Below are 24,286 nucleotides of genomic sequence, written 5' to 3' on the forward strand. Positions count from 1 at the left end.
TATTATTCCATATTTGCAAGGGTTAACCCTTGAAAGCGGGTCTGCTGCTGCCTCAGCCCTTGCCCGCCTCCGGCAGCAACAGGATCTTGCCCACGTTCCGGCCCGATTCCATGCGCCGGTGTGCCGCGGCCGCATCGGCCAGCGCGTAGGTGCTGTCGATCACCGGACGGATCGTGCCGTCGGCCAGCGCGCCAAGCCAGCGCTGGGCAAAGCGCTGCACCATGGCCTGCTTGACCTCGGGCGGGCGCGACTTCATCACCGTGCCGAAGATCTGCAGGTGGCGGTACAGCAGCACATCAAGCGGCATGGGCGCGGGCGCCGGGCCGCCCAGCAGGCCCACGACCACCATGCGCCCGCCCACGGCCAGCGAGCGCACATTGCGCTCCAGATAGCTCGGACCGATGAAATCGATCACCACATCCACGCCCTTGCCCGCGGTCTGCTCGGCCACCACGGCCTGGAAATCCTGGCTGCGGTAGTCGATGCACACATCCGCGCCGCAGCCGCGCACCGCGTCGTGCTTGTCGGCGCTGGCCGTGGCAAACACGCGTGCGCCCGCGGCATGCGCGAGCTGCACCGCGGCCGAGCCGACGCCGCCGCCGGCCGCGTGGATCAGCACCGATTCGCCGGGCTGCAGCCGCGCCAGATGGAACATTGCCTCATGGGCGGTGACGAACACCTCGGCAATCGCGCCGGCCTCGATCAGCGTCAACTGGTCAGGCACCTTCATCGCCATGCGGTGGTCGATGCGCGACAGCTCGGCATACGAGCCGCCGCCGACGATGCCCATCACCCGGTCGCCGACGGCAAAGCCCTGCACCTGCGCGCCCACGGCCTCGACCGTGCCCGCGATCTCCAGGCCCATCAGCTCCGAATCGCCGAAATTCGCGCGCCCGAACGCGCCCTTGCGCTGCAGGATGTCGGCGCGATTGACGCCAATGGCCGCATTGCGCACCAGCAGGTCATGCGGGCGCAGCTGCGGCGCCGCGACTTCGCACGCCACCAGCACCTCGGGGCCGCCGAACTCATCCATGTCGATTGCTTGCATCGTGTCTTCCTCAAATTGCAGATAGGTGCCGAGCTTAATCGCTGCAAACGCAGCAGTTTCGCTCTACAGTGATGCAAATCTGCATCACCCTCAGCACCATGAACTGGGACGACACGCGCATTTTCCTGGCCCTCACGCGCACGCCTTCGCTGCGCGCGGCGGCGCGCAGCCTGGGCATCGACCAGGCCACCGTGGGCCGGCGCCTCGCGGCGCTGGAAACCCAGCTCGGCGCCAAGCTGTTCCTGCGCGCCAGCCAGGGCTATCTGCTCACGGCCGCGGGCGAGGCCGCGCTCGATGCCGCGCAGCGCATGGAGCACGCAGCAATGGAGTTGCGCAGCCGCATCGAGGGGCATGATGAAACGCCGGGCGGCCTGGTGCGCGTCACCAGCACCGACTCGATCGCCACCGAATTCCTGCTGCCCGCGATCGAGCGCCTGCAGCAGCGCTGGCCGCAAATCCGCGTCGACCTGGAGGTCTCGACGCAGATGCTGAGCCTGGGGCGCCGGCAGTCGGATATCGCGTTTCGCAACCAGCGCCCCGACTCCCCCGAGCTGGTGGTGCGCCGCGTGGTGGCCTGGCCCGTGGGCCTGTTTGCCAGCGCCGCCTATGTCCAGCGCTTTGGCACGCCCGTGCCCGACGACGGGCTGCGCGGCCACCATCTCGTTGCCTACGCGCCGCACCTGGCGCAAAAGTCCTTTGCCACCTTGCTCGACGTGCCCGCGCGCCAGGCGCGCATTGCGCTGGCCGCGAACTCCAGCCTGCTGGTGCGCAAGGCAGTGGCTGCCGGCATCGGCATCGGCGAGATGCCGGTGCCGCTGGGCGAGCGCGAAGGCCTGCTGCGCCTGTGGCCGCAGCAGCGCCGCAGCAAAGACTACGAGGTCTGGCAGGTGCTGCATCCCGACCTGCAGCGCACGGCGCGGGTGCGCGTCACGGCCGAGTTCCTGGGCGCCGCGCTGGCGGCGTCAAGCGCGTGAGCGTTTAGCTGCCAGCGGGCGCCGCGCCGCGGGCCAGCGCATCGGCCGTCGCGTTCTTGTGGCGCGGAATCCATTGCACCTGCACCTCGTCGAACTGCGCCAGCAGCGTGCGCGCCTGTGCGTAGACCGCGGCCAGGCGTTCGATGCGCTTGGGCTGGGCCCGCCCGAGCTGCTCGGCAAGAATGCTGTTGTCGGTGTGCAGCAGCACCTGCTGCGCATGCTGCGCCTGCAGCCACTGCAGCGCGTGGATGGCGGCCAGCGCTTCGGCTTCGTTGTTGCAGCCGTGCGCGGCCAGCGCCTGGCTGAAGCGGTGCGCGCTGCCGTCGGGCGCATAGGCAATGCCGCCAATCTGCATCCGACCCGGATTGGGAAAGGCGCTGCCGTCGATATAGACCGTCCATTGCTGCGAATCCATGCGGCCAGCTTACACGCGAATGCCAGGCTGCATGGCGCGGCAAAGCCGCCATGCGGATGACCGCTGTTTTCCTACAGCCTCGCCCCCCGGGCCGCCACTACAGTGGTTCTTTGACTTGACAAGGACCCCTGGCCATGAAGAAAACCGACAAGAAACCCACTGCCGCCGTCGAGAAAACCGTGGCCAAGCAAAAGGACATCCAGGCCAAGCAGGATGCTGCGGACAAGAAGCCGAAGAAAGCCAAGTCCGCCGCGGCCGCTCCCGGCCCACACCGCGCCGAGCCCACCGCGCCCATGAGCCGCCAGCATCTGGAAAAGCCCGGCAAGGAAGGCCAGATGCAGCAGCCGCCGCGCTACGAGGCTCCCGGTTACCAGGGCAGCGGCAAGCTCAAGGGCATGAATGCGCTGATCACCGGCGGCGACTCGGGCATCGGCCGCGCGGTGGCGGTGCTGTTCGCGCGCGAAGGCGCGAATGTCGCGATTGCCTATCTCAGCGAGCATGAAGACGCGCAAAAGACCTGCGCGCTGATCGAGGCCGAAGGCGCGAAGAGTTTCGCCATCTCCGGTGACGTCAAGGACGCGCAGTTCTGCCGGCAGGCGGTGCAGCAGGTGGTCGAGCAGTTCGGCGGCCTGAACATACTGGTCAACAATGCCGCCTTCCAGGAGCATGCCGAGTCGCTCGAAGACCTGACCGAAGAACGCATCGACGAGACCTTCCGCACCAATATCTTTGGCTACATGCTGATGGCCAAGGCCGCGCTGCCGCACCTGTCGAGCGGCGACTGCATCATCAACACCGGCTCGGTCACCGGCCTGAGCGGCAGCAAGAACCTGCTCGATTACTCGGCCACCAAGGGCGCGATACATGCCTTCACCAAGGCGCTGGCCTCGAACCTGGTGGACCAGGGCATCCGCGTCAACGCCGTTGCGCCCGGCCCGGTCTGGACCCCGCTCAACCCGGCCGACAAGAGCGGCGACGAACTCGCGAAGTTCGGCGCCGACACCGACCTGGGCCGCGCCGCCCAGCCCGAGGAACTGTCGCCGGCCTATGTATTCCTGGCCGCGCCCTGCTGCTCGAGCTACATCACCGGCATCGTGCTGCCGGTCACGGGCAGCGTCGGCGCCTGACGCGCGCCGTGACACTTCCACGCTACACTTACCTGTCGAACGGTCAGCACAATGGCTTTGGCGGGTAACAACCCTTGTCAAAGCCGGTCGTGCCCGCCACGCTATGGCGGCAGCGGCCGGCGCCCGCAGCCGGCTTGCAGGTGAAGCGTGGGGGTCACCTATACTTTTCCCTCCAATAAAACCAATGGGAGCACGATGGCTACTCGTCGTCCAAAAGAAGACACAGCCGCAGCAGTGGAGGAATTCCGCCCGCGCGTCGACAACCGCCCCGAGCAGATCATCGGCATTGCGTGCCGGCTGTTCGCGCGCCGCGGCTACGAGGGCACGTCCCTGCGCGACATCGCCGAAGAAGCCAAGATCACCAAGGCCGCGCTCTACTACCACTTCCCCAACAAGGAAGCGCTGTTCCACCGCATCGTGCTGGGCTCGCTGCGCACGCTGATCGACGTGGTGCGCGCCGCCGTCGAGGCCGCGCCCACGCCGCTGGAGAAGGTGCGCCAGTACATGCTGGTGTCGGCCGACTTCATGGATGCCGACCGCGACTCCTGGATGGCCGGCTCGAACGCGTTCTGGATGGGCGCCGAAAGCGAGCAGCGCACGCTGACCATCGCACTGCGCAATGAGTACGAGACCCTGCTGCGCACCTGCATCGAGGAAGCGATTGCTGCGGGTGAATTCAAGCCGCACAACGTCGCGCTGACCGGGCGCTTCCTGCTCTCGTCGCTCAACCAGATGACGCGCTGGCACAACCCCAAGGGCAAGCTGTCGACGCGCGAGGTCATCGAGGAATATCTGGATATGGCGCTCAATGGCTTGAAGGCCACAGAGCGCAGTTAAGCGTCGGCGGGGCCGCTCGCGCCATGCGGCCAGCCACCAGCGGGGACGCTTCCGTATGCTGCTTTCCTTGAAGTTCTTCGCCAAAGGGGATGGGTGCGCGCACGCCCCTGCGGGCGCAGCGACCTGCGCCGAGCCCCGCTGCGACGAGGCGTCGAAGAATTCTGCCTTGCCTGAAGCCAAATAGCGGTCCATCCCTCTGCGAGCAGTGGGGGCCGTACACCCGCTGCACAGGCGCTCGAGCCCTCATTGAAACTTCATCCCTACCCGGCCACTGCCACCTGGTTGCGGCCGGAGCGCTTGGCGTCGTACAGGGCGCGGTCGGCCATGTCGACCAGCGTGGCGCAGGCGTAGTCGGGCGCGCAGTGGATGGCGCTGGCAATGCCGATGCTCACGGTGATGCGCACCGCGCCGGTATGCTCGTTGCCCAGCGCCATGGCCGCCACCTGCTGGCGCAGGAACTCCGCGAGCCTGGCGGCGCTCGCGGCATCGGTTTCGGGCAGCAGGATGGCGAATTCCTCGCCGCCATAGCGCGCCACCAGGCTGCCGGGGCGCTGCACCACATGCGTCAGCACCGTGGCAAAGCTCTTGAGCACTTCATCGCCAAACGGATGGCCAAAGGCATCGTTGACCTGCTTGAAATGGTCGACGTCCAGCATCAGCAGCGCCAGCATGGTCTCGGACTGCCGGTACGCGCGGCATTGGGCCTCGAGCACCTCGTCGAAGCGCCGGCGGTTGGCCAGGCCGGTCAGGGCATCCTTGCCCGCGAGCGAAGCCAGGTGCCGGGTCATCTTGCGCAGCTCGTCCTGCTGGCGGCGCGCGGCGGTGACATCGACATGCGAGAAAAAGCTGCTGCCGTTGGCCTGGGTGCCGCGCAGCTCGAGAATGCGCACCCAGCGGTTGTGCGGCAGCGCCAGCACATAGGGCGCACCGGAAAAACGCTGGCGCTCGGTGAGGATGGCGACGCCGCGCGCATAGTCCGCCGACGGCTCGGCGCCGCGCCAGGCCTGGGCGTAGATCTCTTCGAAGCGGCACGCACCCAGGCTCTCGATGTCCGGCTGGCCGTACAGCACCAGGAACGCATGGTTGGCCCACACCGCCCGGTCCTGGTCATCGACCATCAGAATGCCGTCGGCGAGGCTTTCCAGCGCGCGCGCGCGGTATCGGCCGAAATCCGTGCCGGCAGCTGCACCAGGCGCGGGTTGATGCGGTCCTGCATGCCCGTCAGCAGCGGCGCGGTCTTGCGCCACAGCCGCACGCGCCCGAGCGGCCCCAGCGATACCGAGGCCGCGCGCACGCGGTAGCCATGGTGGTCGAACTCGAAGGCGCGCTGCTGCAAATGGTGGCGCTGAATGCCTTCCTCGATGTAGCGCTCCATCGAGGGCAGCTCCTGCGCGCTGAGCCGGGCCAGATAGAAGCGCCGCAGGTTCTCGCGGTAGTCCTCGCCCTCGTGCACATGCCCCGCGTGCTCGGGAAAGAACTGCAAGAAGGTCTCGTTCCAGAGAAGCGTCCTGTGGCGGGCATCGAAGACGCACATTGCCACTTCGAGCTGGTCAAGGGCCAAGGCCACCAAACGCAGGATGGAGATCAACGGTATTCAGAAAAGATAAGCAACCCGGCGATTATCGGTGAACTTGCCGCGCAGGCGGCCTGGTCCAGCGCTGGCGATCAGCTGCCGAAACCAAAAAACGACGCCGCCGATTGGGTTTCGGGCAGCACATAGATGACCCCTGCCTGCTTGCCCCACACCGGCGCGATATTGCGGTTGTAGAACGCCCTTGGCACGTTCACGCAGCCATAGGAGATGCGGTTGTCGGCGACGGTGGCGCTGGCCAGGCGCTGCAGCCGGCGCTCGGCGGCGTTGCCGGTGCGCACGCGGTGCAGCGATACGGCCACGTCGTAGTCGATCCAGACGATGTCCTCGCCTTGCAGATTCTGCCCCGGCTCGGAGACAAAACGACCGGCCGGCGTGGTGCGCTCGTGCGGCGCGATGGCGGATATCGGCCGCTCGCCGATGCCGGGCACCGAATGGTCGCCGCGCGCCGCGCCCAGCAGCACCGGCGACGAGTCCTGCAGCCGGCCCGCGGCGTCGAACACATGCACGCGCGCGGCGCGCTTGTCGATCAGCAGATACGGCAGGCGCTGGTTGTCTTGCGTGCGGTGGATCCACTGCGCGACCTGCCCGGCTTCGGCACTGAGTTCCGCCGTGGCCGCGGCGCTGGCCGGCGGCGCCGCATGCAGCCCGGGCGCAGCACCCAGGCACAGCGCCGACGCGCTGGCAACGCGCGCCAGCAGGCGCGTCAAAGGCAGTGAAAACAGCATGGCAACAAAACTTCAAAAGCAGGGACTGGGGACGCCAAAAGAAATGGGGACGCCAAAAGCCAGGCGGCCATCTCCGCAGAAATGGCCGCCTGGCAAGCTTGCGCCATCGGCGTCAGGCTAGGTCAGCTCAGCGGTAGACATGCTCGCCGCGATTTTGCTTCCACTGGTCTTCCAGATACAGCGCATCTTCCTCGTTCTTGGCGCGCATGCCCATCAGGATGCCGCCTTGCTTGATGCCTTCTTCGTAGTGCTTGACGCGCTCTTCGGGAATGTTCCAGCCGATCAGCGCGCCAATCACGCCGCCGCCCGCAGCGCCGGCACCGGCGCCGGCCAGGGCTGCGGCCAGCGGGCCGGCGACGACCAGGCCGATGCCGGGCAGTGCCAGCGTCGTGCCGACGGCGGCGACAGCCGCGACGATCGCGCCGACCGTGCCGCCAATCGCGCCGCCGATACCGGCGCCTTCGGCGGCCTTGTTGCCCAGTTCGGTCTCGACATTCTCGTTGGCGAAGTGGCGGCTGCGCGTTTCATCCGACATCACCAGGTTCACGTCATCCTTGGAATAGCCGCGGGACGAGGCGGCGTTGTATGCCGCTTCTGCGCTGTCGCGGTCACGGAACAGGCCGGTGACCAGGGGACCGCCCGAGGTGGTGGTGGCGGCGGTGGCGTTGTAGGGACGGGTATTGGTGTTGTCGATCATGAGAAATCCTTTTTCTGATGGTAGGGAGAGAGGCTCAACAGTTCCTGCAGGGCCGCTTAGTTGCGGTCGGCGCGGGCGCGGCGCGGCATGGTGCCGGTAGTCGTGCCGTCATTGGTGGTGTTGTTCATGGTGCTGGGCATGGAGTTGTTCTGCGCCCGGTTGGCGGCATCGCGCGCCTGCTCGGCGGCGGTGGCGTCGGTGCGCACCAGCGTGCCGGTGTCGGAGCGTTGCACCGCCCGCTGGTTGGCTTGATTGGCCTCCTGCGGCGACACGCCCACCGTGGCCGGCGTCTGGGTGCTGTTGACAGTGCTGTTGTTGGTCGTCTGCGCAAAGGCGCCGGTGGCAGCGAATGCCAGTGCCGCGCCCAGAGAAAGCGTCGTGAGGGATTTCTTCAGCATGGTCTATCTCCTGGTTGGATAACGAAGAAAAGCATTTGCGGATTCGCCCCATGCTCCGTTTCTGGAGCGGTGCCAAGCTGCAAGGCTTTTGCTTCGAAGGGAGCCTCAGTGTGGACTTGGCTAAGACCCGCAGGAAAGAAAAAACCACCCGTGTGCATGTAGGTGGTTGCCCCGAGCGCAGGTCGAAAACGCAGCCGCAGCGCGGTTTGTGACACGCGCTTTCAAGCCACCGGTTGGCGCAATGCTGCGCCCCACCGGCTAGGGTTAGCCCCCATTCTTCCACTTACCTGCCGAACGGTAGAATTATTTTCACCAGGAAGGTCCAGGCCCTTGCCGGGGCATGCGCAAGGCATGTCCCCAGCCCATTCAAAAAGGATTGCCGCAGCATGTTGATTCGCCATTTACGCCTCGGTCTCGCCGCCCTTTTCTGCGCCGCCTCGGCGCAGGCGCAGCCGGTGCAGAACTTCCCGACCAAGCCGGTGCAGATCATCGTGCCTTATGCCGCCGGGGGCGTGACGGACATCCTGGCGCGCATCGTCGCGCAGCGGCTGTCGGAGCGCTGGAAGCAGCCGGTGATCGTCGACAACCGCCCTGGCGCGGGCACGGTGATCGGCACGGCCGCCGCGGCCAAGGCGCCGGGCGACGGCCATACGCTGCTGATCACGGCGTTTGGCTTCACCGCCAACCAGGTGCTGGTGCCCAACCTGCCCTACAAGCCCGAGGCGCTCGCGCCGCTGGCGATGCTGGCCGACTCGTACAGCTACCTCTATGTCAATGCCGCGGTGCCGGCCAACAACATTCCCGAACTGATTGCCTATGCCAAGGCGCATCCGGGCATGACGTTTGCCTCGTCGGGCAACGGCTCGAGCCCGCATATCGCGGCCGAGGGCTTTGCCGCGCGCACCGGCATCGACATCGTGCATGTGCCCTACAAGGGCAACGGCCCGGCCATCAACGACCTGGTCGGCGGCCAGGTGCAGGCGCTGTTCGACAGCTCGGCGACCATGAGCTTCGTGCAGACCGGCAAGCTCAAGGTGCTGGGCATAGGCAGCCGCGAGCCCATCAAGCGCGCGCCCGAGCTGGTGCCGATCGCCAGGTCCGGCGTGCCGGCGCTCGCCGACTTCACGGCCAGCGGCTGGTTCGGCATGTTCGTGCCCGCCTCGACGCCGCCGGCGCTGCAAAAGAAGATCTACGCCGATGTGCAGGCCGTGCTGGAAACCAAGGACATGCACGACGCGATCTACAAGACCGGCCTCGAGCCCGCGCTGATGACGCAGCAGGGCTTTGACGACTACCTGAAGAAGACGCTCGCCACCTGGGCGCCGGTGATCCGCGAACGCAAGATCCGCCTCGACTGAGCAGGACCCCATGACACCTACCACCACTTCCATTCCCGAGATGCCCGCGCTGGGCCGCCTGGCCGGCCGCCGCATCGTCGTCACGGGCGCGGCCTCGGGCATTGGCGCGGCCATTGCCGAGCTGTTTGTCGCCGAGGGCGCGCAGCTTGCCGCGCTCGATCGCCATGCCGAGGGCATCCGGCACGGCACGGCCCTCACGGCCGATGTCTCCGACGAGGCTTCGGTGGCCCAGGCCATCGAACAAGCGGCCCGCGCCATGGGCGGCATCGACGGCCTGGTCAACGCCGCCGGCATCGCCAATGGCGAACTGCTCAGCGAAGTCAGCCTTGAAGACTGGCGCCGCGTGATCGATGTCAATCTCACGGGCAGCTTCCTGATGGCGCGCGCCTGCTATCCCCATCTGCGCGCGGTCCAGGACAGCACCATCGTCAACTTCTCCTCGGGCCAGGGCCTGCAGCCCTTCCTGCGCCGCGGCGCGTATGCGGCATCGAAGGCCGGCGTGATCTCGCTGTCGAAGTCGCTGGCCATGGAATGGGCGCCGATCCGCGTCAACACCATTTGCCCCGGCGCGGTCGACACGCCGATGGTGCGCAACGGCTACGACCCCGAGGTGCTGCGCACCCAGGTCGGGGCGCGCTATGCGCTCGGCCGCGTTGCCGAGGCCGTGGAAATCGCGCGTGCCGCGCTCTACCTCACGGGCGGCGAATCCTCGTTCATCACCGGCGTCGCGCTGGCGGTCGATGGCGGCCGCAGCTACCACTGAATCCTTCTCCCTCTGCTTCCATGACACAGAACCCTCCCCTCTCCGCCGCCGATCCCTACGCCGCCTTCCGCGCGGAACTGCTCGCGTTCACGCAGCAGCCCGAGCTCGCGCCACTCAAGGAAAAAGTGCGCAGCAACCAGAAGATGACGCGCGCCGAATACAGCGCCTGGCAGCAAGCCCTGCATGCGCGCGGCTGGGGCGCGCCCAACTGGCCCGTCGAGTACGGCGGCACGGGCTGGGACCTGCAGCAGCGCTACCTGTTCGAGGAAATCACCGCCCAGGCCGATTGCCCGCCGGCCTACCACCATGGCATCGGCCATATCGGGCCGGTGATCATGCATTTCGGCAGCGACGCGGTAAAGCAGCGCTTCCTGCCGCGCATCCTCGACGGCAGCGAACACTGGTGCCAGGGCTACTCCGAGCCCGGCGCCGGCTCCGACCTGGCCTCGCTCAAGACCACGGCGGTGCGCGACGGCGACCACTATGTGCTCAATGGCCAGAAGATCTGGACCTCGCACGCGCATGAAGCCGACATGATGTACACGCTGGTGCGCACCTCGACCGAGGGCCGCAAGCAAGCCGGCATCTCGCTGCTGCTGGTGCCACTCGACACGCCGGGCATCGAGATCCGCGAGATCCGCACCATCGACCAGTGGCACCATGTCAACGAGGTGTTCCTCAACGATGTGCGCGTGCCCGTCGCCAACCTGGTGGGCGTCGAGGGCGAAGGCTGGAAGTGCGCGAAGTTCCTGCTCGACCGCGAGCGCCTGTCGCCGGCCACGGTGCCGCGCCTGGCGCGCCAGCTCGAGCAGGTGGCCGAACTGCTGGCGCAGAAGATGCAGGCCCGGCCCAATCTGCCCAGCATCCATGCGCTGCAGGAGCGTTTGTTCCTGGCCCAGGCCTCGGCCAAGGGCGCGCGCCAGATGCTGCTGAGCGCGATCCAGGAGGAAATGCGCGGCACGCTGGCCTCGTCGAAGTCCTCGGCGCTGAAGCTGCATACCTCCGAGCTGTCGCAGCAGATCGTCGGCATTGCCTTCGATATCGCCGGCCCCGAATACGCGGCGCGGCTGGAGCCCGAGGTGGAGGCGCCCGATGGCAGCGACGAGCTCGACCTCGAACGCCAGCTGACCCATACCTACCTGTTCTACCGCTCGCGCACGATTGCCGGCGGCACCAGCGAGGTGCAGAAGAACGTGATTGCCCGCGACCTGTTTGGAGCCTGAGATGACTTTCCAAGTGACCCCGATGTTTCCCGGCGACCTGTATGACTCCACCGACCGCATGGCCGGCGCGGGCGCGGCCGACTGGAGCCAGATCCTGGCGCTGGGCTGGCAAGGCGTGCTGGTGGACGAGAACCATGGCGGCGTGGGCGCCTCGCTCAGCGAGTTCTCGGCGATTGCCGAAGCCGCGGGCCGGCATGCGCTGGCGCTGCCGCTGATCGCGCGCTGCGTGGTCGCGCCCATGCTGCTGGCCGCGGCCGGGGCGTCGGCGCCAGCGCGCGCACTGCTTGAACAGCTGGCGGCGGGCGCGGCGTCGGTCTGCCCGGTGCTGGGCAGCGACGTCCAGGCCACGCCCGAGGGCGCGGGCCGCGTGCGCCTGCAAGGGCAGCTGCGCGGCGCGGACCTGAGCGCCGACGCCAGCCATCTGCTGTTCGATACGCCGACGCAGCTGGTGCTGGTCGAGGCCGCGGCGCTGCCCGCGGCGCGCTATTACACCGGGCTCGACGGCCGGCGCAGCGCGGATATTGCGCTCGATGGCGTGACCGTCGACGCGAGCCAGCTGCTGCTGCAGGGCGAAGCCGTCGCGGCCGCGGTCAAGGTCGCGACCGACACCGCGGCCGTGATGACGTGCGCGCAGACCGTGGGCGCGCTTGGCGCGATGGTCGAGCAGACCATTGACTACCTGTCGACACGCACCCAGTTCGGCGTGCAGCTGTCGACCTTCCAGGCGCTGCGCCACCGGCTCGTCGAGATGTACGTGGCCTATGAAAGCGCGCGCGGCCTGGTCAAGGACGTGACCGAGGCGCTGTCCGCCGATCCCACGGGCCAGTCGCGCGATGCGGCGCTGACCAAGCTGTACCTGGCCAGCGTCGGCCGGACTGTGGCAGAGTCCGCGATCCAGTTGCATGGCGGCATGGGCATGACCACCGAAATGCCCGCCGCGCGCCTGGCCATGCATACGCTGATGTGCAACCTGCAGTATGGCGACCGCTTCCACTACCTTGATGCGCTGTCGGCGCAGATGGCTGAGGATGTGGCAGCCCTGCCGGCTTGATACCTGTTGACCCGGTCCGTTCGGGCTGAGCCTGTCGAAAACCGCACTTCGACAGGCTCGGTGCGAACGGTTTTGACCTTTCGCCCGCCGCCAACCCAAGGCTCGGGATCAAAGGTTGGTATGACCTTTCTTCGCAACGCCTTTCCCATGCAAACCATCCATTCCCTCTTCTTTCCCGAATCGGTTGCCCTGATTGGCGCCTCCTCCGACCCGGAGCGCATTGGCGGGCGCGTCTTGCGCTTCATGCGCGAAGGCGGCTTCCAGGGCACCATCTATCCGATCAACAAGGGCGAGGCGCTGGTGCAGGGGCTGCCGGCGTACAAGAGCATCTCCGATGTGCCCGGCCCGGTCGACCAGGCGGTGATCATCATTCCCGCGGCCGGCGTCGAGACCGCGCTGCGCGAGGCCGTGGCCAAGGGCGTGAAGTCGGTGCAGATCCTCACCGCGGGCTTTGCCGAGATCGATGAGGCCGGCAAGGCGCTGCAGCAAAAGCTGGTCGATATCTGCCGCGCCGCCGAGGTGCGCATGCTGGGCCCGAACTCGCTGGGCTTGCTGAACCTGTCCAACCAGTATTCGGCGACGTTCTCGACGGCGCTCAACGGCCTGCGCCCGGTCAAGGGCCATATCGCGCTGGCCACGCAAAGCGGCGCGTTTGGCTCGGCCACCTATGGCATGGCCTCGCTGCGCGGGCTGGGTTTCTCGAAGATCATTGCCACCGGCAACGAGGCCGATGTCGATGTCGCCGAATGCATCGACTACCTCGCCGATGACGCCGAAACCCGCGTCATCTGCGCGGCGGTGGAGTCGTGCAAGGACGGCACGCGCCTGCGCCAGGCGCTGCTCAAGGCGGCCCGGGCCGGCAAGCCGGTGCTGATCATGAAGGCCGGCCGCACCGAGGTCGGCGCCTCGGCCGCGGCCACGCATACCGGCTCGCTCGCGGGCAACGACACGGTCTACGACACGGTGTTTGCCGAGTGCGGCGCCTACCGGCCGCAGTCGATCGAGGAGATGCTCGACATCGCCTATGTCTGCGCCGTGACGGGCCACCTGCCAGCCAATGACGATGTCGCCATCCTCACCGGCTCGGGCGGCATCGGCATCCTGATGGCCGACCACGCGAGCGACCACGGCCTGGCGCTGCCGCCGCTGTCGGCCGGCGCCAGCGCCGCGGTGCGCGAGGTGCTGCCGTTTGCGGTCGCGGCCAACCCGCTCGACACCACGGCCCAGGTCACGGCCGTGGCCAGCGGCGTCACGCGCACGCTCGAGGCGCTGCTCACGCATTCGGCCTACGGCACGGTGTTTGCCTATCTGGCGCATGTGGGCCTGTCCCCCACGCGCTTTCAGTCGACCAGCGACGAGCTGATCGCGCTGAAACAGAAATTCCCCGAGCGCGGCCTGGTGATGGTGATGCTGGCCACGCCCGAAGTTGCCGCGGCGCTGGACGCGCATGGCATCCCGACCTTTGCCGACCCGTCGCGCGCGGTGCTGGCCATCGCCGGCGCGCGCCAGCTCGCGCGCCGCCAGGCCGCGCTCTACACGCCGTCTTCGGGCCAGCGCTCGGCGCCGGCGCTGGGCGATGTCTCGACCGAGGCCGCGGCCAAGAAGGTGCTGGCCGAGGCCGGCCTGCCGATGCTGCCGGAAAAGGTCTGCACCAGCGCCGAGGAGGCGGCCACCACGGCCGCCCGCTATGGCTTCCCGGCGGTGGCCAAGATCTCCTCGCCCGATATCGCGCACAAGACCGAGATCGGCGGGGTGCTGCTGAACCTGCAGGACGCCGAGGCCGTGCGCCAGGCGCATGGCGAGCTGCTGCGCCGCGCCCGGGCGGCTGCGCCGCAGGCACGCATCGACGGCGTGCTGATCACGCCCATGCTCAAAGGCGGCGTCGAGACCATCCTGGGCCTCCATATGGACCCGACCTTCGGCCCGATGCTGATGTTTGGCTCGGGCGGCACGGCCGTGGAGCTGTTCAAGGATGTGGCGTTTGCCTCGGCCCCGGTCGATGCGGCGCGCGCGCGCCAGCTGGTCGACGCGGTGCAGTCCTCGCGCCTGCTGCGCCAGTGGCGCGGCGGCCCGCAGTACGACGAGGCGGCGCTGGTCGATGCGATCTGCAAGCTGTCGGCATTTGCCGAGACCCATGCCGCGCAGCTGCAGAGCATCGACCTGAATCCGCTGGTGGTGCGCGAAAAGGGCGCGGTCTGCCTGGATGCGGTGATTACACTGCGCGAAGCCAGCGCGATCTGACTTCAGGGGCGGCAAACGCCCCTCGACAGGCTCAGGGCGAACGGCGGTGGGGTTTGCGTTCGCCCCGCGCCTGCCTGCGCGGCCCGGTCGAAGGACAAGCGGCCTGCCCGACAAGAACTTGCATGAACACCTTATGTCCCCCCACCTAGAATCCCAGCTCCAAGCCCTGCTCGACCGCGAAGCCATTCGCGAAGTGATGTACGCCTACTGCCGCGGCATAGACCGCGGCGACGAAGCCGCGCTGCGCTCGGCCTATTGGGAAGACGCTACGGACCGGCATGGCGCCTACCACGGCAGCGCCAGCGGCTTCATTGAAAAGGCGCTCAAGTCGCGCAGCAGCGGACTGCGCATGATCCACCAGGTCAGCAATATCTCCATCGTGCTGGAAGGCCGGCATGCGGCCGTCGAAAGCTACTTCCAGGCGTTCCAGTACGACACCGACCCGGCCACGGGCCGGCTGCGCGAGACCTTTCTGTGCGGCCGCTATGCCGACCGCTTCGAGAAACGCGCTGGCGAATGGCGCGTCGCGGCGCGCACCGTGATCTATGACTGGCTGAAGGAAGCGCCCGCGCCCGAAGGCGACGAGGCCACGCGCTTTGGCGTGCGCGCGCCCCAGGGGCAGATGAAGCCCGACGATGCCTGGTACGCCTTGCTTGCGCAGGCGCCGTTTGCGCAGTAGACGGCTGCGCTACCCTCGATTTGAGGACAGGCCGTTCATCCTTCGACAAGCTCAGGACGAACGGGTTAGCGCATCTCTCTCAGGTTCAAGCCCCCCAACGACCGTTCGCCCTGGGCTTGCCTACGCGGCCCGGCCGAAGGGCCTTCAAGGCGTGGTCTACACGCTCCCCCTTGCCAATACCGTCTCTTTTTTAGCCGCTAAAAAAGCGGGCCTGGTCTCCCAGCCCCGCATCAAACGGCAACCCGAAGGCCGCCTCCCTGCCACAGGTGTCAGGCTTCCACTGACTCCCGCGTACGTTCGAACACAAAGCCCCGGTAGCCGTCGCGCACGGCGGCGGAAGTGAGTTCGCGGTACTTCGCGAAACCGCCGGTGAACAGCGTCAGGCCCAGCGGCTTGTCCTTGACGTTGGCGCCGACATACCAGGTCTTGGCCTTGGTCAGCAGCGTGCGCTGCGACAGCTCGTAGACCAGGTCCATCCAGCCCTGCTCGGCCTCGGCCGTGGGCTCGATGCTCGCCAGGCCTTCTTGCTCCATGTGCACCATGGCCGCGGCAATCCAGTCGACGTCATGCTCGCTGATGCGGATGATGTTGGCCAGCGCCGCCGGGCCGTTCGGTCCCGTGGTCATGAACAGGTTCGGGAAACCTTCCATCATCAGCCCCAGATAGGAGCGCGCGCCGTCCTGCCATTTGTCGTTGACCCTGCGGCCGTCCTTGCCGACCACATCAAAGGCCAGCAGAGCGCCGGTGAGGCCGTCGTAGCCGGTGGCGAAGATCAGCACGTCGAGTTGGATCTCGCCGGACTCGGTGCGCACGCCCTTTTCGGTGATCTCGACGATCGGGTCGGTGAGGCAGTCGACCAGGTGCACGTTGGGGCGGTTGTAGGTCTCGTAATAGCTGCTGTCGAGGCAGGGCCGGCGCGCGAAGATCGGGTAGCCGCGCGGCTTGAGCGCCTCGGCCGTGGCCGGATCCTCGACCATTTCGCCGATCTTGCCGCGCACGAATTCCGCGACATGCTCGTTGGCCTCGGGGTTGCTCATCAGGTCGGAGAAGGTGCCGAGCATCGCCAGGCCGCCGTTCTTCCACGCGTCTTCGAGCAGCTGCTGGCGCTGGCGCGGCGTGACGCTGAAGAACGCGCGCGTCGACTGCGGCCGCACGCCGCCCACGGCGCTGTTGCGCGCCGATTCGCGGATGCCCGCGTAGTGGCGCTTGACCTCGGCCACGTATTCGGGCTCGAGCTGCTCGTTGCGCATCGGCATGGTGAAGCTGGGCGTGCGCTGGTAGACAAACAGTTCGCCGGCCTCCTTGCCGACTTCCTGCACGATCTGGATGCCGGTCGAGCCGGTGCCGATCACGCCCACGCGCTTGCCGGCAAAGCTCACGGGCTGATGCGGCCAGCGCGCGGCGCGCAGCAGCTGGCCCTGGAAGCGCGCGATGCCGGGAATCTCCGGGTCCTTGGGCACGGACAGCGGGCCCGTGGCCATGATGCAATAGGTGGCTTCGAGCGTCTCGCCCTGGTCGGTCTTCACGCTCCAGAGCTTGCGCGCCTCGTCCCAGACCGCGCTGGTGACGCGCGTGTTGAACTGGAAGTGTTGGCGCAGGTCCAGGCGCCGGGCAACGAAGTCGATATACGCCAGCAGCTCGGGCTGGGCCGCGAACTGCTCCGACCAGCTCCACTCCTGCTCGACCTCGGGCGAGAACGAGAAGCTGTAGTCGATGCTGGGCAGGTCGACGCGCGCGCCGGGATAGCGGTTCCAGTACCAGACGCCGCCCAGGTCGCCGCCGGCCTCGAAGCTCTGGATCCTCAGCCCCATCTCGCGGAACTTGTAGGTGGCGTACATGCCGCCGAAGCCGCCGCCAACGATGACGACATCAAGGCGGCGCGGGGGTGTTGGAGGGTTGTTTTGCATGTTGTCTCCTGCATTTTCTTGAAAAACGATTCGGCCTAAACCGCCAGCGTGCCGCCATCGACGGGCAGCGTCACGCCATTGATATACGACGCCAGCGCCGACGCCAGGAACACCGCCGCGCCCGCGAGCTCCTGCGGCTGGCCGACGCGGCCCGCGGGAATGCGCGCCATGAAGCGCGCCAGGCGCTCGGGGTTGGCGCGCGTCACGTCGGTCATCGGGGTCTCGATCACGCCGGGCGCGAGCGCGTTGACGCGGATACCGTCGGCGCCGAGATCGGCGGCCATCGATTGCGTGAGCATCTTCACCGCGCCCTTGGAGGCCGAGTAGCCGAGCGCGCCGGCCTGGGCAATGAAGGCCGCGCCCGAGGCGATATTGAGGATGCAGCCGCGCGTCGCGCGCAGCGCCGGCAGCCAGGCGTGGATCACATTGAAGGTGCCCAGCAGGTTGACGTCGACCACGCGCCGGATGTTGGCGTGCGCGCGCGGGCTGTCGAGGCCTTCGCGCAGGATCACGCCGGCGTTGTTGACGACGATGTCCACCGCGCCGATGTCTTCGCCCACGATCCCGGCCAGCGCCGCCGCGGCATCGGCATCGGTCACATCCAGCGCATACGCCCAGCCCTCGCCGCCCGCGGCGCGGATCTGCGCCAGCGTGTCTTCGCAGCGCGCGGCGCTGATATCGGTGGCAATGACGCGCGCGCCTGCATGGGCAAAACCCACGGCAATCGCCTGGCCGATGCCGCTGGCCGCACCGGTGACCAGCGCCAACCGGCCTTCGAGCAGGCGCGCGCGCTGCAAGGCGGCCATCACGGCCTCACGCGATGCGGCGCTCATGGCTGCTCCTTGCCGCGCAGCGCACGGCGCTCGAGCCAGGCATAGAGTTCGCCGATCAGCCCCTTGCGGAAGGACAGCACAACCACCACGAACACCAGGCCCTGGATCATCAGCACCCACTCGGCATACGAGGCGAGGTAGTGCGACATCGAGACGATCAGCACCGCGCCCGCGATCGGCCCGAGCAGCGTCTGCATGCCGCCCAGGATGCAGATCAGCAGCGCCTCGCCCGAGGTCACCCAGGTCAGGTCGTTGAGCGTCACCACCTGGAAGGCCACGGCCTTCACCGCGCCGGCCAGGCCCGCGAGCGATGCCGACAGGATGAACACCACCAGCTTGTAGCGGTTGGCGCGCAGGCCCAGCGAAATCGCACGCGGCTCGTTGTCGCGGATGGCGCGCAGGATCTGGCCGAACGGCGAGTTGACGATGCGGTAGATCGCAAAGAAGCCAAACCCGACCAGCGCGAACACCGTGAAATACATCACCAGGTTGTTGCTCAGGTCGATGATGCCAAACATGGCGCGCCGCGGCACGTCCTGCAGGCCGTCCTCGCCGCCGGTGAAGGGCATGCGCAGCGCGAGAAAGTAGATCAGCTGCGAGAAGGCCAGCGTGATCATCGAGAAGTAGATGCCCTGGCGCCGGATGGCCAGCGCGCCGGTCAGCACGCCGATCAGCGCCGCCACGGCCACGCCGCACAGGATGCCCAGCGCCGGGTCCAGCCCCCAGACCTTGATGGCCTGCGCCGTGACATAGCCCGAGGCGCCGAAGAACATTGCATGGCCGAAGGACAGCAGTCCGCAGTAGCTGACCAGCAGGTTGAGCGCGGCCGCGAGCAGCGCAAAGCACATGATCTCGATCAGGAACTGCGGGTAGAGCACGAAGGGCGCGACCAGCAGCAAGGCGACGAAGGCCGCCAGCAGCAGGCGCTGCGTGCCGGGAGAGAAGTGTTTCATCGGGCCTCCTGGCCAAACAGGCCGTTGGGACGGATTGCCAGCGTGATGATCATCACGATGAAGATGACGACGCCCGCGGCGTCGGGGTAGACCAGCTTGGTCAGGCCCTCGACCACGCCCAGGCCGAAGCCGGTGATGATCGCGCCGATGATCGAGCCCATGCCGCCGATCACCACCACCGCGAACACCACCACGATCAGGCTGTTGCCCATCAGCGGGTTGACCTGGTAGATGGGCGCGGCCATGGCGCCGCTGAAGCCGGCCAGCGCCACGCCCAGGCCGTAGGTCAGCATCAGCATGCGCGGCACGTTGATGCCGAAGGTGCGCACCAGCGCCGCGTTCTCGTTGGCCGCGCGCAGGTAGGCGCCGAGCTTGGTGCGCTCGATCACCAGCCAGGTGCCCAGGCACAGCACCAGCGAGGCCGCGATCACCCAGACGCGGTAGGCCGGGATGTAGCTCACGCCGACATCGAAGCCGCCCGCAATCGGGTTCGGGTAGGGCTGGCCCGTGGCGCCGAACTTCCAGCGGAACGCGCCTTCCATCAGCATCGCCAGGCCAAAGGTCAGCAGCAGCGCGTAGACATGGTCCACGCGGTAGAGCCGGCGCAGCATCAGCCGCTCGATCAGCAGCCCCACGCCGCCGACCACGACCGGCGTGATGAGCAGCGCCCACCAGTAGCTGATGCCGAAGTACTCGAGCAGGCCCCAGGCGACAAACGCGCCCAGCATGTACTGCGCGCCATGCGCGAAGTTCACGACATGCAGCAGGCCGAAGATGATCGCCAGCCCCAGGCTCATCAAGGCGTAGAACGAGCCGTTGATCAGCCCGATGACCAGCTGCCCGACCAGGGCCGACATTGGAATGCCGAAGATTTCATCCATGGTGGACTCTCCCGTGCCACGCGGCGCCGCGGCGCGCGTGGGTGTTTGTTGTGCGCTTGAGCTTCATAGTCCCAGCAGTCCCTCGATGCGTGCCAGATCGCTGGCGATGTCCTCGCGGCGGAACTCGTCGACCACCACGCCCTCGTCGATCACATAGAACCGGTCCGCAACCTTGGACGCAAAGCGGAAGTTCTGCTCGACCATCAGCACCGTGAAGCCGCGCTCCTTGAGCAGGCGAATGGTCTGGCCGATCTTCGCCACGATCACCGGCGCCAGGCCCTCGGTGCATTCGTCGAGCAGCAGGAACTTGGCGCCGGTGCGCAGGATGCGCGCGATGGCCAGCATCTGCTGCTCGCCGCCCGAGAGCTTGGTGCCCTGGCTGTGGCGCCGTTCCTTGAGATTCGGAAACAGCGTGTAGATCTCGTCGACGCTCAGGCCGCCCGGGCGCAGCACCGGCGGCAGCAGCAGGTTTTCCTCGGTGCTCAGGCTGGCGAAGATGCCGCGCTCCTCGGGGCAGTAGGCGACGCCGAGCCGCGCTATCGCCTCGGGCAGCATGGCAATCGTCTGCTGGCCGTGGATCTCGATGCTGCCGCGGCGCTTTTCCAGCAGGCCGACCACGGCGCGCAGCGTGGTGGTCTTGCCCGCGCCATTGCGGCCCAGCAGGCACACCACCTCGCCGGCGCGCACTTCGAGGTCAATGCCGTTGAGCGCCAGGTTCTCGCCGTAATGGCCGACCAGCCCCTTGACCGACAGGCACAGCGGCTTTGGCATGGCTTCAGTCATTGGCGCCTCCCACATAGGCCTCGATCACCGCCGGGTCGCGCGAGACCTCGTCATAGCTGCCCTCGGCCAGGATCTGGCCCGACTGCAGCACCGTGACGCGGTCGCACAGCTCGGCAATGACCTTCATGTTGTGCTCGACCATCAAGATGGTGCGGCCCTTGGCCACGCTGCGGATGATCTCCATCACCGGGGCGATGTCCTCGTGGCCCAGGCCGGCCATGGGCTCGTCGAGCAGGATCATCTCGGGCTCAAGCGCAATCGTCGTGGCGAGTTCAAGCACGCGCTTGCGGCCATAGGACAGCTCCACCGCCGGCGTGTGCAGCCAGCGCGTGAGGCCGACCATCGCGATCAGTTCGAGCGCGCGCGCATCGAGCACCTTGAGCGCGCGGTCGCGGCGCCAGAAGGCCCAGGTCATGCCGGCCTTTTGCTGCAGCGCCACGCGCACGTTCTCCAGCACCGTCATCTGGCCGAACACCGCCGAGATCTGGAACGAGCGCACCAGGCCCATCGACGACACCGTGGCCGGGTCGCTGGCCGAGATCTCGCGGTCGTTGAACTGGATGCTGCCCGTGGTCGGGCGCAAGAAGGTCGTCAGCAGGTTGAAGCAGGTGGTCTTGCCCGCGCCGTTCGGGCCGATCAGCGCATGGATGCTGTGGCGGCGCACGCGCAGGTTCACGTCCTTGACGGCGTAGAAGCCGCGGAACTGCTTGCTCAGGCCCGTGGCCTGCAGGATGTAGGACTCCATGGCGCGGCCTCAGAGCATGGCGTGCGTCACGCCGCCATCGACCAGGATCGAGGTGCCCGTGACCCAGCTGCTGTCGGCCGAGGCCAGGAACATCGCGGCATTGGCGATGTCCTCGACCTCGCCCAGCCGGCGCAGCGGCGTGCGCGCGATGCGCACCGCGATCTTGTCGGGGTCGACATTGCCCTTCATGCCTTCGGTCGGCACCGAGCCCGGGCAGACCGCGTTGACGCGGATGCCGCGTGGCCCCAGGTCCACGGCCGAGGAGCGCGTGAGGCCCAGCACGCCGGCCTTGATGCCGCCATAGACCATGGCCTCGGGCACGCCCAGGAAGGCCGCGGCCGAGGCGATGTTGATGATGCTGCCGCCCTGGTCCATGGCTTCGGCGCCGACCTGAATGCCCCAGACCACGGAGTTGAAGCCGGTGCCGACCATGCGCGCCAGCATCTCGGGCGTGATTGCCGAGATCGCGCCGTAGCGCACCCAGATCGCGTTGTTCACCAGGATGTCGAAGCGGCCGTGCGCCTGCTTCATTGCCTGCACCGCCTGGGCGAAGGTCTCGCGCTCGGCGACGTTGCCGCCAAAGGCCATCGCCTGGCCGCCCTGCGCGCGGATCTCCTCGGCCGCGGCCTGGGCCAGGTCCTCGCGCAGATCGAGCACGCCGACCACGGCGCCGGCCTCGGCCATCGCATTGGCAATCGCCCGGCCAATGCCGCGCGCGCCGCCCGTGACCAGCGCCACTTTGCCTTCGAGTTTCTTGTTCATGGCTGTCTCCTTGCTTTCTTGCTCTCTTGGTTCATTCAGGCCTGGTCGGCAAAGCGCACTTCGCGCAGCCCGCGCACGCCCGTGCCATGCACGGCAAACAGCGCGCCCGCGTCGGGGTGCTCGTCTTTCAGGGCATTGCCGCTGTGGCTGATGCTGGTGACGTAAAGCACATCGAGATCGGGGCCGCCAAAGCACGGGCAGGTCACATGGCGCACCGGCATGTCGATCAGCCGGTCGAGCCGGCCGTCGGGCAGGAAGCGCGCCATCTGGCCGGTCTCGACCAGCGCGGTCCAGAGGCCGCCTTCGCGGTCCACGGTGGCACCATCGGCGGCCGAGTTCAGCGCCGCGGTGTCGACCCAGACCGTGGGCGTGCCGACGCGGCCCGTGGCCAGGTCATAGGGGTAGCGGCGGATCTTGCGCGTGCGGCTGTCGGTGAAATAAAGCCACTGGCCGTCGGGACTGAAGCAGGTGGCGTTGGCAATGGCAATGCCCTGCTCCAGCACCTGCACGCGGCCGCGCGCATCCACCTGGTAGAGCGCGCCCAGCGGTTCGTTGCGGCCCAGCACCAGCGAGCCCGCAACAAAGCGCCCGGCGCGGTCGCAGCGGCCGTCGTTGAGGCGGATGCGCTCGGCGGCGTGCGTGACACCGGCCAGCGGCGTGACGGCGCCCGAGTCCAGATCGAGATAGCTGAAGCCGTCGGCCAGCGCCGCCAGCAGCCGGCCGCTTTCGCACAGCGCAATCGAGCCGATGGCCGTGGGCAGCTGCCATTCGCGCAAGGCACCGCTTTCGGGCTCGAGCCGGCGCACCAACTGGGCATGCGAGTCAATCCAGTACAAGGCCTGGGCCTGGTCGTCCCAGAGCGGGCATTCGCCCAGCTGGTCACGCACGGGGGTGACGATTTCAATACGGGTCATGGCAAAAACCTGGAGGCAATGGCGCGGGCCGGCGCAAGGCCGCCGCGCCGAAAGGACAGCCCCGGACCGGGCCGGGATACAGACAGGGCGGCTTACTTCTTCACGAAGTCGCAGCCGCCTTCGGCCAGCGGGCGGAACACCTTGTCGCCCGGGATTTCCTCGAGCACCTTGTAGAGGTCGTTCTTGCCCTTGGACTCGGCCGGCGTCTTGACCTGGATCGCATAGGTCGGACGGATCAGCTGGCCGTCCTCGCGGATCATGGCGTTCTTCATCGAGAAGTCGTTGACCGGCGTGGCTTTCATCTTGGCCATCACCGCCACGCCCTCGTCCGTGCCCGCGGCCTGCACCGCCTTGAGGTAGTGCAGCGTGGCGCTGTAGGCGCCGGCATGGATGTAGGTCGGCACGACGCCCTTGTTCTTGTCCATGAAGCGCTTGGCCCAGGCGCGCGACTCGTCGTTGCGGTCCCAGTAGTAGGGCGCGGTGATCTGCAGGCCCTGCGCCACCTCCAGCCCCATGGCCGAGACGCTGTTGATGGTCATGCCGAACACGCCGACCTTCTGGCCGTTGCGCGCGAGCTTGTACTCCGCGGCCTGCTTGAGCGCATTGGTCAGGTCCAGGCCCGCATTGAGCACGACAATGGCCTGGGCCTTGCTGGCCTGGGCCTGCAGCAGGTACGACGAATAATCGGACGCGCCCAGCGGGTGGCGCACCGAGCCCACCACCTTGCCGCCGCCGGCCTCGATGAACTTGGTGGCATCGGCCTGCATGGCCGCGCCGAACGCGTAGTCGACGGTGATGAAGAAGAAGCTCTTGACGCCCTGCTTGAGCAGCGCCGTGACGCCGGCGTTGGCCAGCTGGTAGGTGTCGACGATGAACTGCACGGTCATCGGCGAGCACATCTTGCCGGTGAGATCGGACGACACCGTGCCGGCGATCAGATACGGCTTTTTCTTTTCCTTCATCATGCTCGAGACGCCAAACGCGATCGACGAGGCCGAGCCGCCGAGGATGGTGTCGAACTTCTCGTTTTCTATCCACTGGCGCGCCATGTTGATGCCGACATTGGGCTTGTTCTGGTCGTCGGCGGTAGTGACCTCGATCGGCTTGCCCAGCACCTTGCCGCCGAAGTCCTCGACGGCCATGCGCACCGCCAGCGACGAGCCCGGGCCGCCATTGCCCGAATAGGTACCGGTCTGGTCGGCCATCACGCCGATGCGCACCACGTCATCGCTGATCTGCGCCTGCGCCGGCAACGCGGCCAGCAGGGTGCTGCCGGCCAGCAAGGCCAGGCGCGACAGCGGGGAAATCGAAGGAAATGCGTTCATGTCTGTCTCCTGGTAGTTATGGAATGCGCTGACTGTCTTCAAACCCGTGTGGA

At 67.4% G+C, this 24,286-nt stretch carries 25 protein-coding genes; 9 read left to right on the plus strand and 16 right to left on the minus strand.

Translation table 11 applies throughout. The features are described from left to right. Positions 1-52: 52 nt before the first annotated feature. The gene (locus HUK68_RS20655; RefSeq protein ID WP_175506131.1) at positions 53-1,048 is read right to left on the minus strand and encodes an NAD(P)H-quinone oxidoreductase; all 996 of its coding nucleotides are present in this window, start codon (positions 1,046-1,048) and stop codon (positions 53-55) included. A 98-nt stretch (positions 1,049-1,146) separates the two neighbouring features. Between HUK68_RS20655 and HUK68_RS20660 the strand changes: the two genes are divergently transcribed. Continuing rightward, complete coding sequence (locus HUK68_RS20660; RefSeq protein WP_175506132.1) at positions 1,147-2,022, plus strand: LysR family transcriptional regulator; 876 nt, start codon at positions 1,147-1,149, stop codon at positions 2,020-2,022. Between the two features lie 4 nt (positions 2,023-2,026). Here the strand turns inward: HUK68_RS20660 and HUK68_RS20665 are convergent, their stop codons facing one another. Next, entirely contained in the window at positions 2,027-2,437 is a 411-nt protein-coding gene (locus HUK68_RS20665) for a ribonuclease HI family protein (RefSeq protein ID WP_175506133.1), read from the minus strand. A gap of 134 nt (positions 2,438-2,571) precedes the next feature. On the opposite strand from HUK68_RS20665, the gene HUK68_RS20670 reads away from it, so the two are divergent. Both HUK68_RS20670 and HUK68_RS20675 read left to right on the plus strand, forming a co-directional pair. Beyond that, complete coding sequence (locus HUK68_RS20670) at positions 2,572-3,564, plus strand: SDR family oxidoreductase (protein ID WP_175506134.1); 993 nt, start codon at positions 2,572-2,574, stop codon at positions 3,562-3,564. Positions 3,565-3,798: 234 nt separating this feature from the next. Continuing rightward, a complete protein-coding gene (locus tag HUK68_RS20675; RefSeq protein ID WP_175506135.1) occupies positions 3,799-4,401 on the plus strand; it encodes a TetR/AcrR family transcriptional regulator in 603 nt (200 codons plus the stop codon). A 260-nt stretch (positions 4,402-4,661) separates the two neighbouring features. On the opposite strand, the gene HUK68_RS20680 is transcribed toward HUK68_RS20675, so the two are convergent. The 5 genes from HUK68_RS20680 to HUK68_RS20695 all read right to left on the minus strand — a co-directional run bounded on the left by HUK68_RS20680 (position 4,662) and on the right by HUK68_RS20695 (position 7,815). Then, the gene (locus HUK68_RS20680) at positions 4,662-5,519 is read right to left on the minus strand and encodes a GGDEF domain-containing protein (RefSeq protein ID WP_244146418.1); all 858 of its coding nucleotides are present in this window, start codon (positions 5,517-5,519) and stop codon (positions 4,662-4,664) included. After that, positions 5,519-5,884 carry a hypothetical protein gene (locus HUK68_RS23340; RefSeq protein WP_244146419.1) on the minus strand — a complete coding sequence of 122 codons (366 nt, stop codon included), beginning with the start codon at positions 5,882-5,884 and terminating at the stop codon, positions 5,519-5,521. Before HUK68_RS23340 ends, HUK68_RS20680 begins: the two co-directional genes overlap by 1 nt. 182 nt (positions 5,885-6,066) lie before the next feature. Next, complete coding sequence (locus HUK68_RS20685) at positions 6,067-6,720, minus strand: hypothetical protein (RefSeq protein WP_175506136.1); 654 nt, start codon at positions 6,718-6,720, stop codon at positions 6,067-6,069. A 127-nt stretch (positions 6,721-6,847) separates the two neighbouring features. Beyond that, entirely contained in the window at positions 6,848-7,417 is a 570-nt protein-coding gene (locus HUK68_RS20690; RefSeq protein WP_244146420.1) for a hypothetical protein, read from the minus strand. A 56-nt stretch (positions 7,418-7,473) separates the two neighbouring features. Further along, a complete protein-coding gene (locus tag HUK68_RS20695) occupies positions 7,474-7,815 on the minus strand; it encodes a hypothetical protein (protein WP_175506137.1) in 342 nt (113 codons plus the stop codon). 386 nt (positions 7,816-8,201) lie between these two features. On the opposite strand from HUK68_RS20695, the gene HUK68_RS20700 reads away from it, so the two are divergent. From HUK68_RS20700 to HUK68_RS20725, 6 genes are all read left to right on the plus strand, one after another. Next, positions 8,202-9,173 carry a Bug family tripartite tricarboxylate transporter substrate binding protein gene (locus tag HUK68_RS20700; protein ID WP_175506138.1) on the plus strand — a complete coding sequence of 324 codons (972 nt, stop codon included), beginning with the start codon at positions 8,202-8,204 and terminating at the stop codon, positions 9,171-9,173. A gap of 10 nt (positions 9,174-9,183) precedes the next feature. Further along, positions 9,184-9,936, plus strand: coding sequence for an SDR family NAD(P)-dependent oxidoreductase (locus HUK68_RS20705; protein ID WP_244146421.1), 753 nt, complete (start codon positions 9,184-9,186; stop codon positions 9,934-9,936). 20 nt (positions 9,937-9,956) lie between these two features. Further along, a complete protein-coding gene (locus tag HUK68_RS20710; RefSeq protein WP_175506139.1) occupies positions 9,957-11,159 on the plus strand; it encodes an acyl-CoA dehydrogenase family protein in 1,203 nt (400 codons plus the stop codon). A gap of 1 nt (position 11,160) precedes the next feature. Continuing rightward, positions 11,161-12,210, plus strand: a complete 1,050-nt coding sequence (locus tag HUK68_RS20715; RefSeq protein ID WP_175506140.1) for an acyl-CoA dehydrogenase family protein — start codon at positions 11,161-11,163, stop codon at positions 12,208-12,210. A 147-nt stretch (positions 12,211-12,357) separates the two neighbouring features. Continuing rightward, entirely contained in the window at positions 12,358-14,451 is a 2,094-nt protein-coding gene (locus HUK68_RS20720) for an acetate--CoA ligase family protein (RefSeq protein ID WP_175506141.1), read from the plus strand. A gap of 133 nt (positions 14,452-14,584) precedes the next feature. Next, positions 14,585-15,130, plus strand: a complete 546-nt coding sequence (locus tag HUK68_RS20725) for a nuclear transport factor 2 family protein (protein ID WP_175506142.1) — start codon at positions 14,585-14,587, stop codon at positions 15,128-15,130. Between the two features lie 269 nt (positions 15,131-15,399). Here the strand turns inward: HUK68_RS20725 and HUK68_RS20730 are convergent, their stop codons facing one another. The 9 genes from HUK68_RS20730 to HUK68_RS20770 all read right to left on the minus strand — a co-directional run bounded on the left by HUK68_RS20730 (position 15,400) and on the right by HUK68_RS20770 (position 24,233). Further along, positions 15,400-17,037 carry a flavin-containing monooxygenase gene (locus tag HUK68_RS20730; RefSeq protein ID WP_175506143.1) on the minus strand — a complete coding sequence of 546 codons (1,638 nt, stop codon included), beginning with the start codon at positions 17,035-17,037 and terminating at the stop codon, positions 15,400-15,402. Between the two features lie 35 nt (positions 17,038-17,072). Beyond that, complete coding sequence (locus HUK68_RS20735) at positions 17,073-17,870, minus strand: SDR family NAD(P)-dependent oxidoreductase (protein ID WP_244146422.1); 798 nt, start codon at positions 17,868-17,870, stop codon at positions 17,073-17,075. Continuing rightward, entirely contained in the window at positions 17,867-18,823 is a 957-nt protein-coding gene (locus tag HUK68_RS20740) for a branched-chain amino acid ABC transporter permease (protein WP_175506144.1), read from the minus strand. The genes HUK68_RS20735 and HUK68_RS20740 overlap by 4 nt, the downstream gene beginning before the upstream one ends. After that, positions 18,820-19,704, minus strand: coding sequence for a branched-chain amino acid ABC transporter permease (locus tag HUK68_RS20745; protein WP_175506145.1), 885 nt, complete (start codon positions 19,702-19,704; stop codon positions 18,820-18,822). Before HUK68_RS20745 ends, HUK68_RS20740 begins: the two co-directional genes overlap by 4 nt. 63 nt (positions 19,705-19,767) lie before the next feature. Next, positions 19,768-20,487, minus strand: coding sequence for an ABC transporter ATP-binding protein (locus tag HUK68_RS20750; protein WP_244146423.1), 720 nt, complete (start codon positions 20,485-20,487; stop codon positions 19,768-19,770). After that, positions 20,480-21,232, minus strand: coding sequence for an ABC transporter ATP-binding protein (locus tag HUK68_RS20755; RefSeq protein ID WP_175506147.1), 753 nt, complete (start codon positions 21,230-21,232; stop codon positions 20,480-20,482). Before HUK68_RS20755 ends, HUK68_RS20750 begins: the two co-directional genes overlap by 8 nt. Positions 21,233-21,241: 9 nt before the next feature. Then, positions 21,242-21,994, minus strand: a complete 753-nt coding sequence (locus HUK68_RS20760; protein ID WP_175506148.1) for an SDR family NAD(P)-dependent oxidoreductase — start codon at positions 21,992-21,994, stop codon at positions 21,242-21,244. 35 nt (positions 21,995-22,029) lie between these two features. Further along, complete coding sequence (locus HUK68_RS20765) at positions 22,030-22,908, minus strand: SMP-30/gluconolactonase/LRE family protein (protein ID WP_175506149.1); 879 nt, start codon at positions 22,906-22,908, stop codon at positions 22,030-22,032. A gap of 92 nt (positions 22,909-23,000) precedes the next feature. After that, complete coding sequence (locus tag HUK68_RS20770; RefSeq protein WP_175506150.1) at positions 23,001-24,233, minus strand: ABC transporter substrate-binding protein; 1,233 nt, start codon at positions 24,231-24,233, stop codon at positions 23,001-23,003. Positions 24,234-24,286: the final 53 nt, after the last annotated feature.

It is taken from the genome of Comamonas antarctica, from assembly GCF_013363755.1.
GTDB lineage: Bacteria > Pseudomonadota > Gammaproteobacteria > Burkholderiales > Burkholderiaceae_C > Comamonas > Comamonas antarctica.

Excerpts from the sequence above, each read along its gene's own strand:
- HUK68_RS20655 (WP_175506131.1), bottom strand. The coding sequence starts at position 1,048 with ATGCAAGCAATCGACATGGATGAGTTCGGCGGCCCCGAGGTGCTGGTG.
- HUK68_RS20660 (WP_175506132.1), top strand. The coding sequence starts at position 1,147 with ATGAACTGGGACGACACGCGCATTTTCCTGGCCCTCACGCGCACGCCT.
- HUK68_RS20665 (WP_175506133.1), bottom strand. The coding sequence starts at position 2,437 with ATGGATTCGCAGCAATGGACGGTCTATATCGACGGCAGCGCCTTTCCC.
- HUK68_RS20670 (WP_175506134.1), top strand. The coding sequence starts at position 2,572 with ATGAAGAAAACCGACAAGAAACCCACTGCCGCCGTCGAGAAAACCGTG.
- HUK68_RS20680 (WP_244146418.1), bottom strand. The coding sequence starts at position 5,519 with ATGGTCGATGACCAGGACCGGGCGGTGTGGGCCAACCATGCGTTCCTG.
- HUK68_RS20685 (WP_175506136.1), bottom strand. The coding sequence starts at position 6,720 with ATGCTGTTTTCACTGCCTTTGACGCGCCTGCTGGCGCGCGTTGCCAGC.
- HUK68_RS20690 (WP_244146420.1), bottom strand. The coding sequence starts at position 7,417 with ATGATCGACAACACCAATACCCGTCCCTACAACGCCACCGCCGCCACC.
- HUK68_RS20695 (WP_175506137.1), bottom strand. The coding sequence starts at position 7,815 with ATGCTGAAGAAATCCCTCACGACGCTTTCTCTGGGCGCGGCACTGGCA.
- HUK68_RS20700 (WP_175506138.1), top strand. The coding sequence starts at position 8,202 with ATGTTGATTCGCCATTTACGCCTCGGTCTCGCCGCCCTTTTCTGCGCC.
- HUK68_RS20705 (WP_244146421.1), top strand. The coding sequence starts at position 9,184 with ATGACACCTACCACCACTTCCATTCCCGAGATGCCCGCGCTGGGCCGC.
- HUK68_RS20710 (WP_175506139.1), top strand. The coding sequence starts at position 9,957 with ATGACACAGAACCCTCCCCTCTCCGCCGCCGATCCCTACGCCGCCTTC.
- HUK68_RS20715 (WP_175506140.1), top strand. The coding sequence starts at position 11,161 with ATGACTTTCCAAGTGACCCCGATGTTTCCCGGCGACCTGTATGACTCC.
- HUK68_RS20720 (WP_175506141.1), top strand. The coding sequence starts at position 12,358 with ATGCAAACCATCCATTCCCTCTTCTTTCCCGAATCGGTTGCCCTGATT.
- HUK68_RS20725 (WP_175506142.1), top strand. The coding sequence starts at position 14,585 with ATGTCCCCCCACCTAGAATCCCAGCTCCAAGCCCTGCTCGACCGCGAA.
- HUK68_RS20730 (WP_175506143.1), bottom strand. The coding sequence starts at position 17,037 with ATGCAAAACAACCCTCCAACACCCCCGCGCCGCCTTGATGTCGTCATC.
- HUK68_RS20735 (WP_244146422.1), bottom strand. The coding sequence starts at position 17,870 with ATGAGCGCCGCATCGCGTGAGGCCGTGATGGCCGCCTTGCAGCGCGCG.
- HUK68_RS20740 (WP_175506144.1), bottom strand. The coding sequence starts at position 18,823 with ATGAAACACTTCTCTCCCGGCACGCAGCGCCTGCTGCTGGCGGCCTTC.
- HUK68_RS20745 (WP_175506145.1), bottom strand. The coding sequence starts at position 19,704 with ATGGATGAAATCTTCGGCATTCCAATGTCGGCCCTGGTCGGGCAGCTG.
- HUK68_RS20750 (WP_244146423.1), bottom strand. The coding sequence starts at position 20,487 with ATGACTGAAGCCATGCCAAAGCCGCTGTGCCTGTCGGTCAAGGGGCTG.
- HUK68_RS20755 (WP_175506147.1), bottom strand. The coding sequence starts at position 21,232 with ATGGAGTCCTACATCCTGCAGGCCACGGGCCTGAGCAAGCAGTTCCGC.
- HUK68_RS20760 (WP_175506148.1), bottom strand. The coding sequence starts at position 21,994 with ATGAACAAGAAACTCGAAGGCAAAGTGGCGCTGGTCACGGGCGGCGCG.
- HUK68_RS20765 (WP_175506149.1), bottom strand. The coding sequence starts at position 22,908 with ATGACCCGTATTGAAATCGTCACCCCCGTGCGTGACCAGCTGGGCGAA.
- HUK68_RS20770 (WP_175506150.1), bottom strand. The coding sequence starts at position 24,233 with ATGAACGCATTTCCTTCGATTTCCCCGCTGTCGCGCCTGGCCTTGCTG.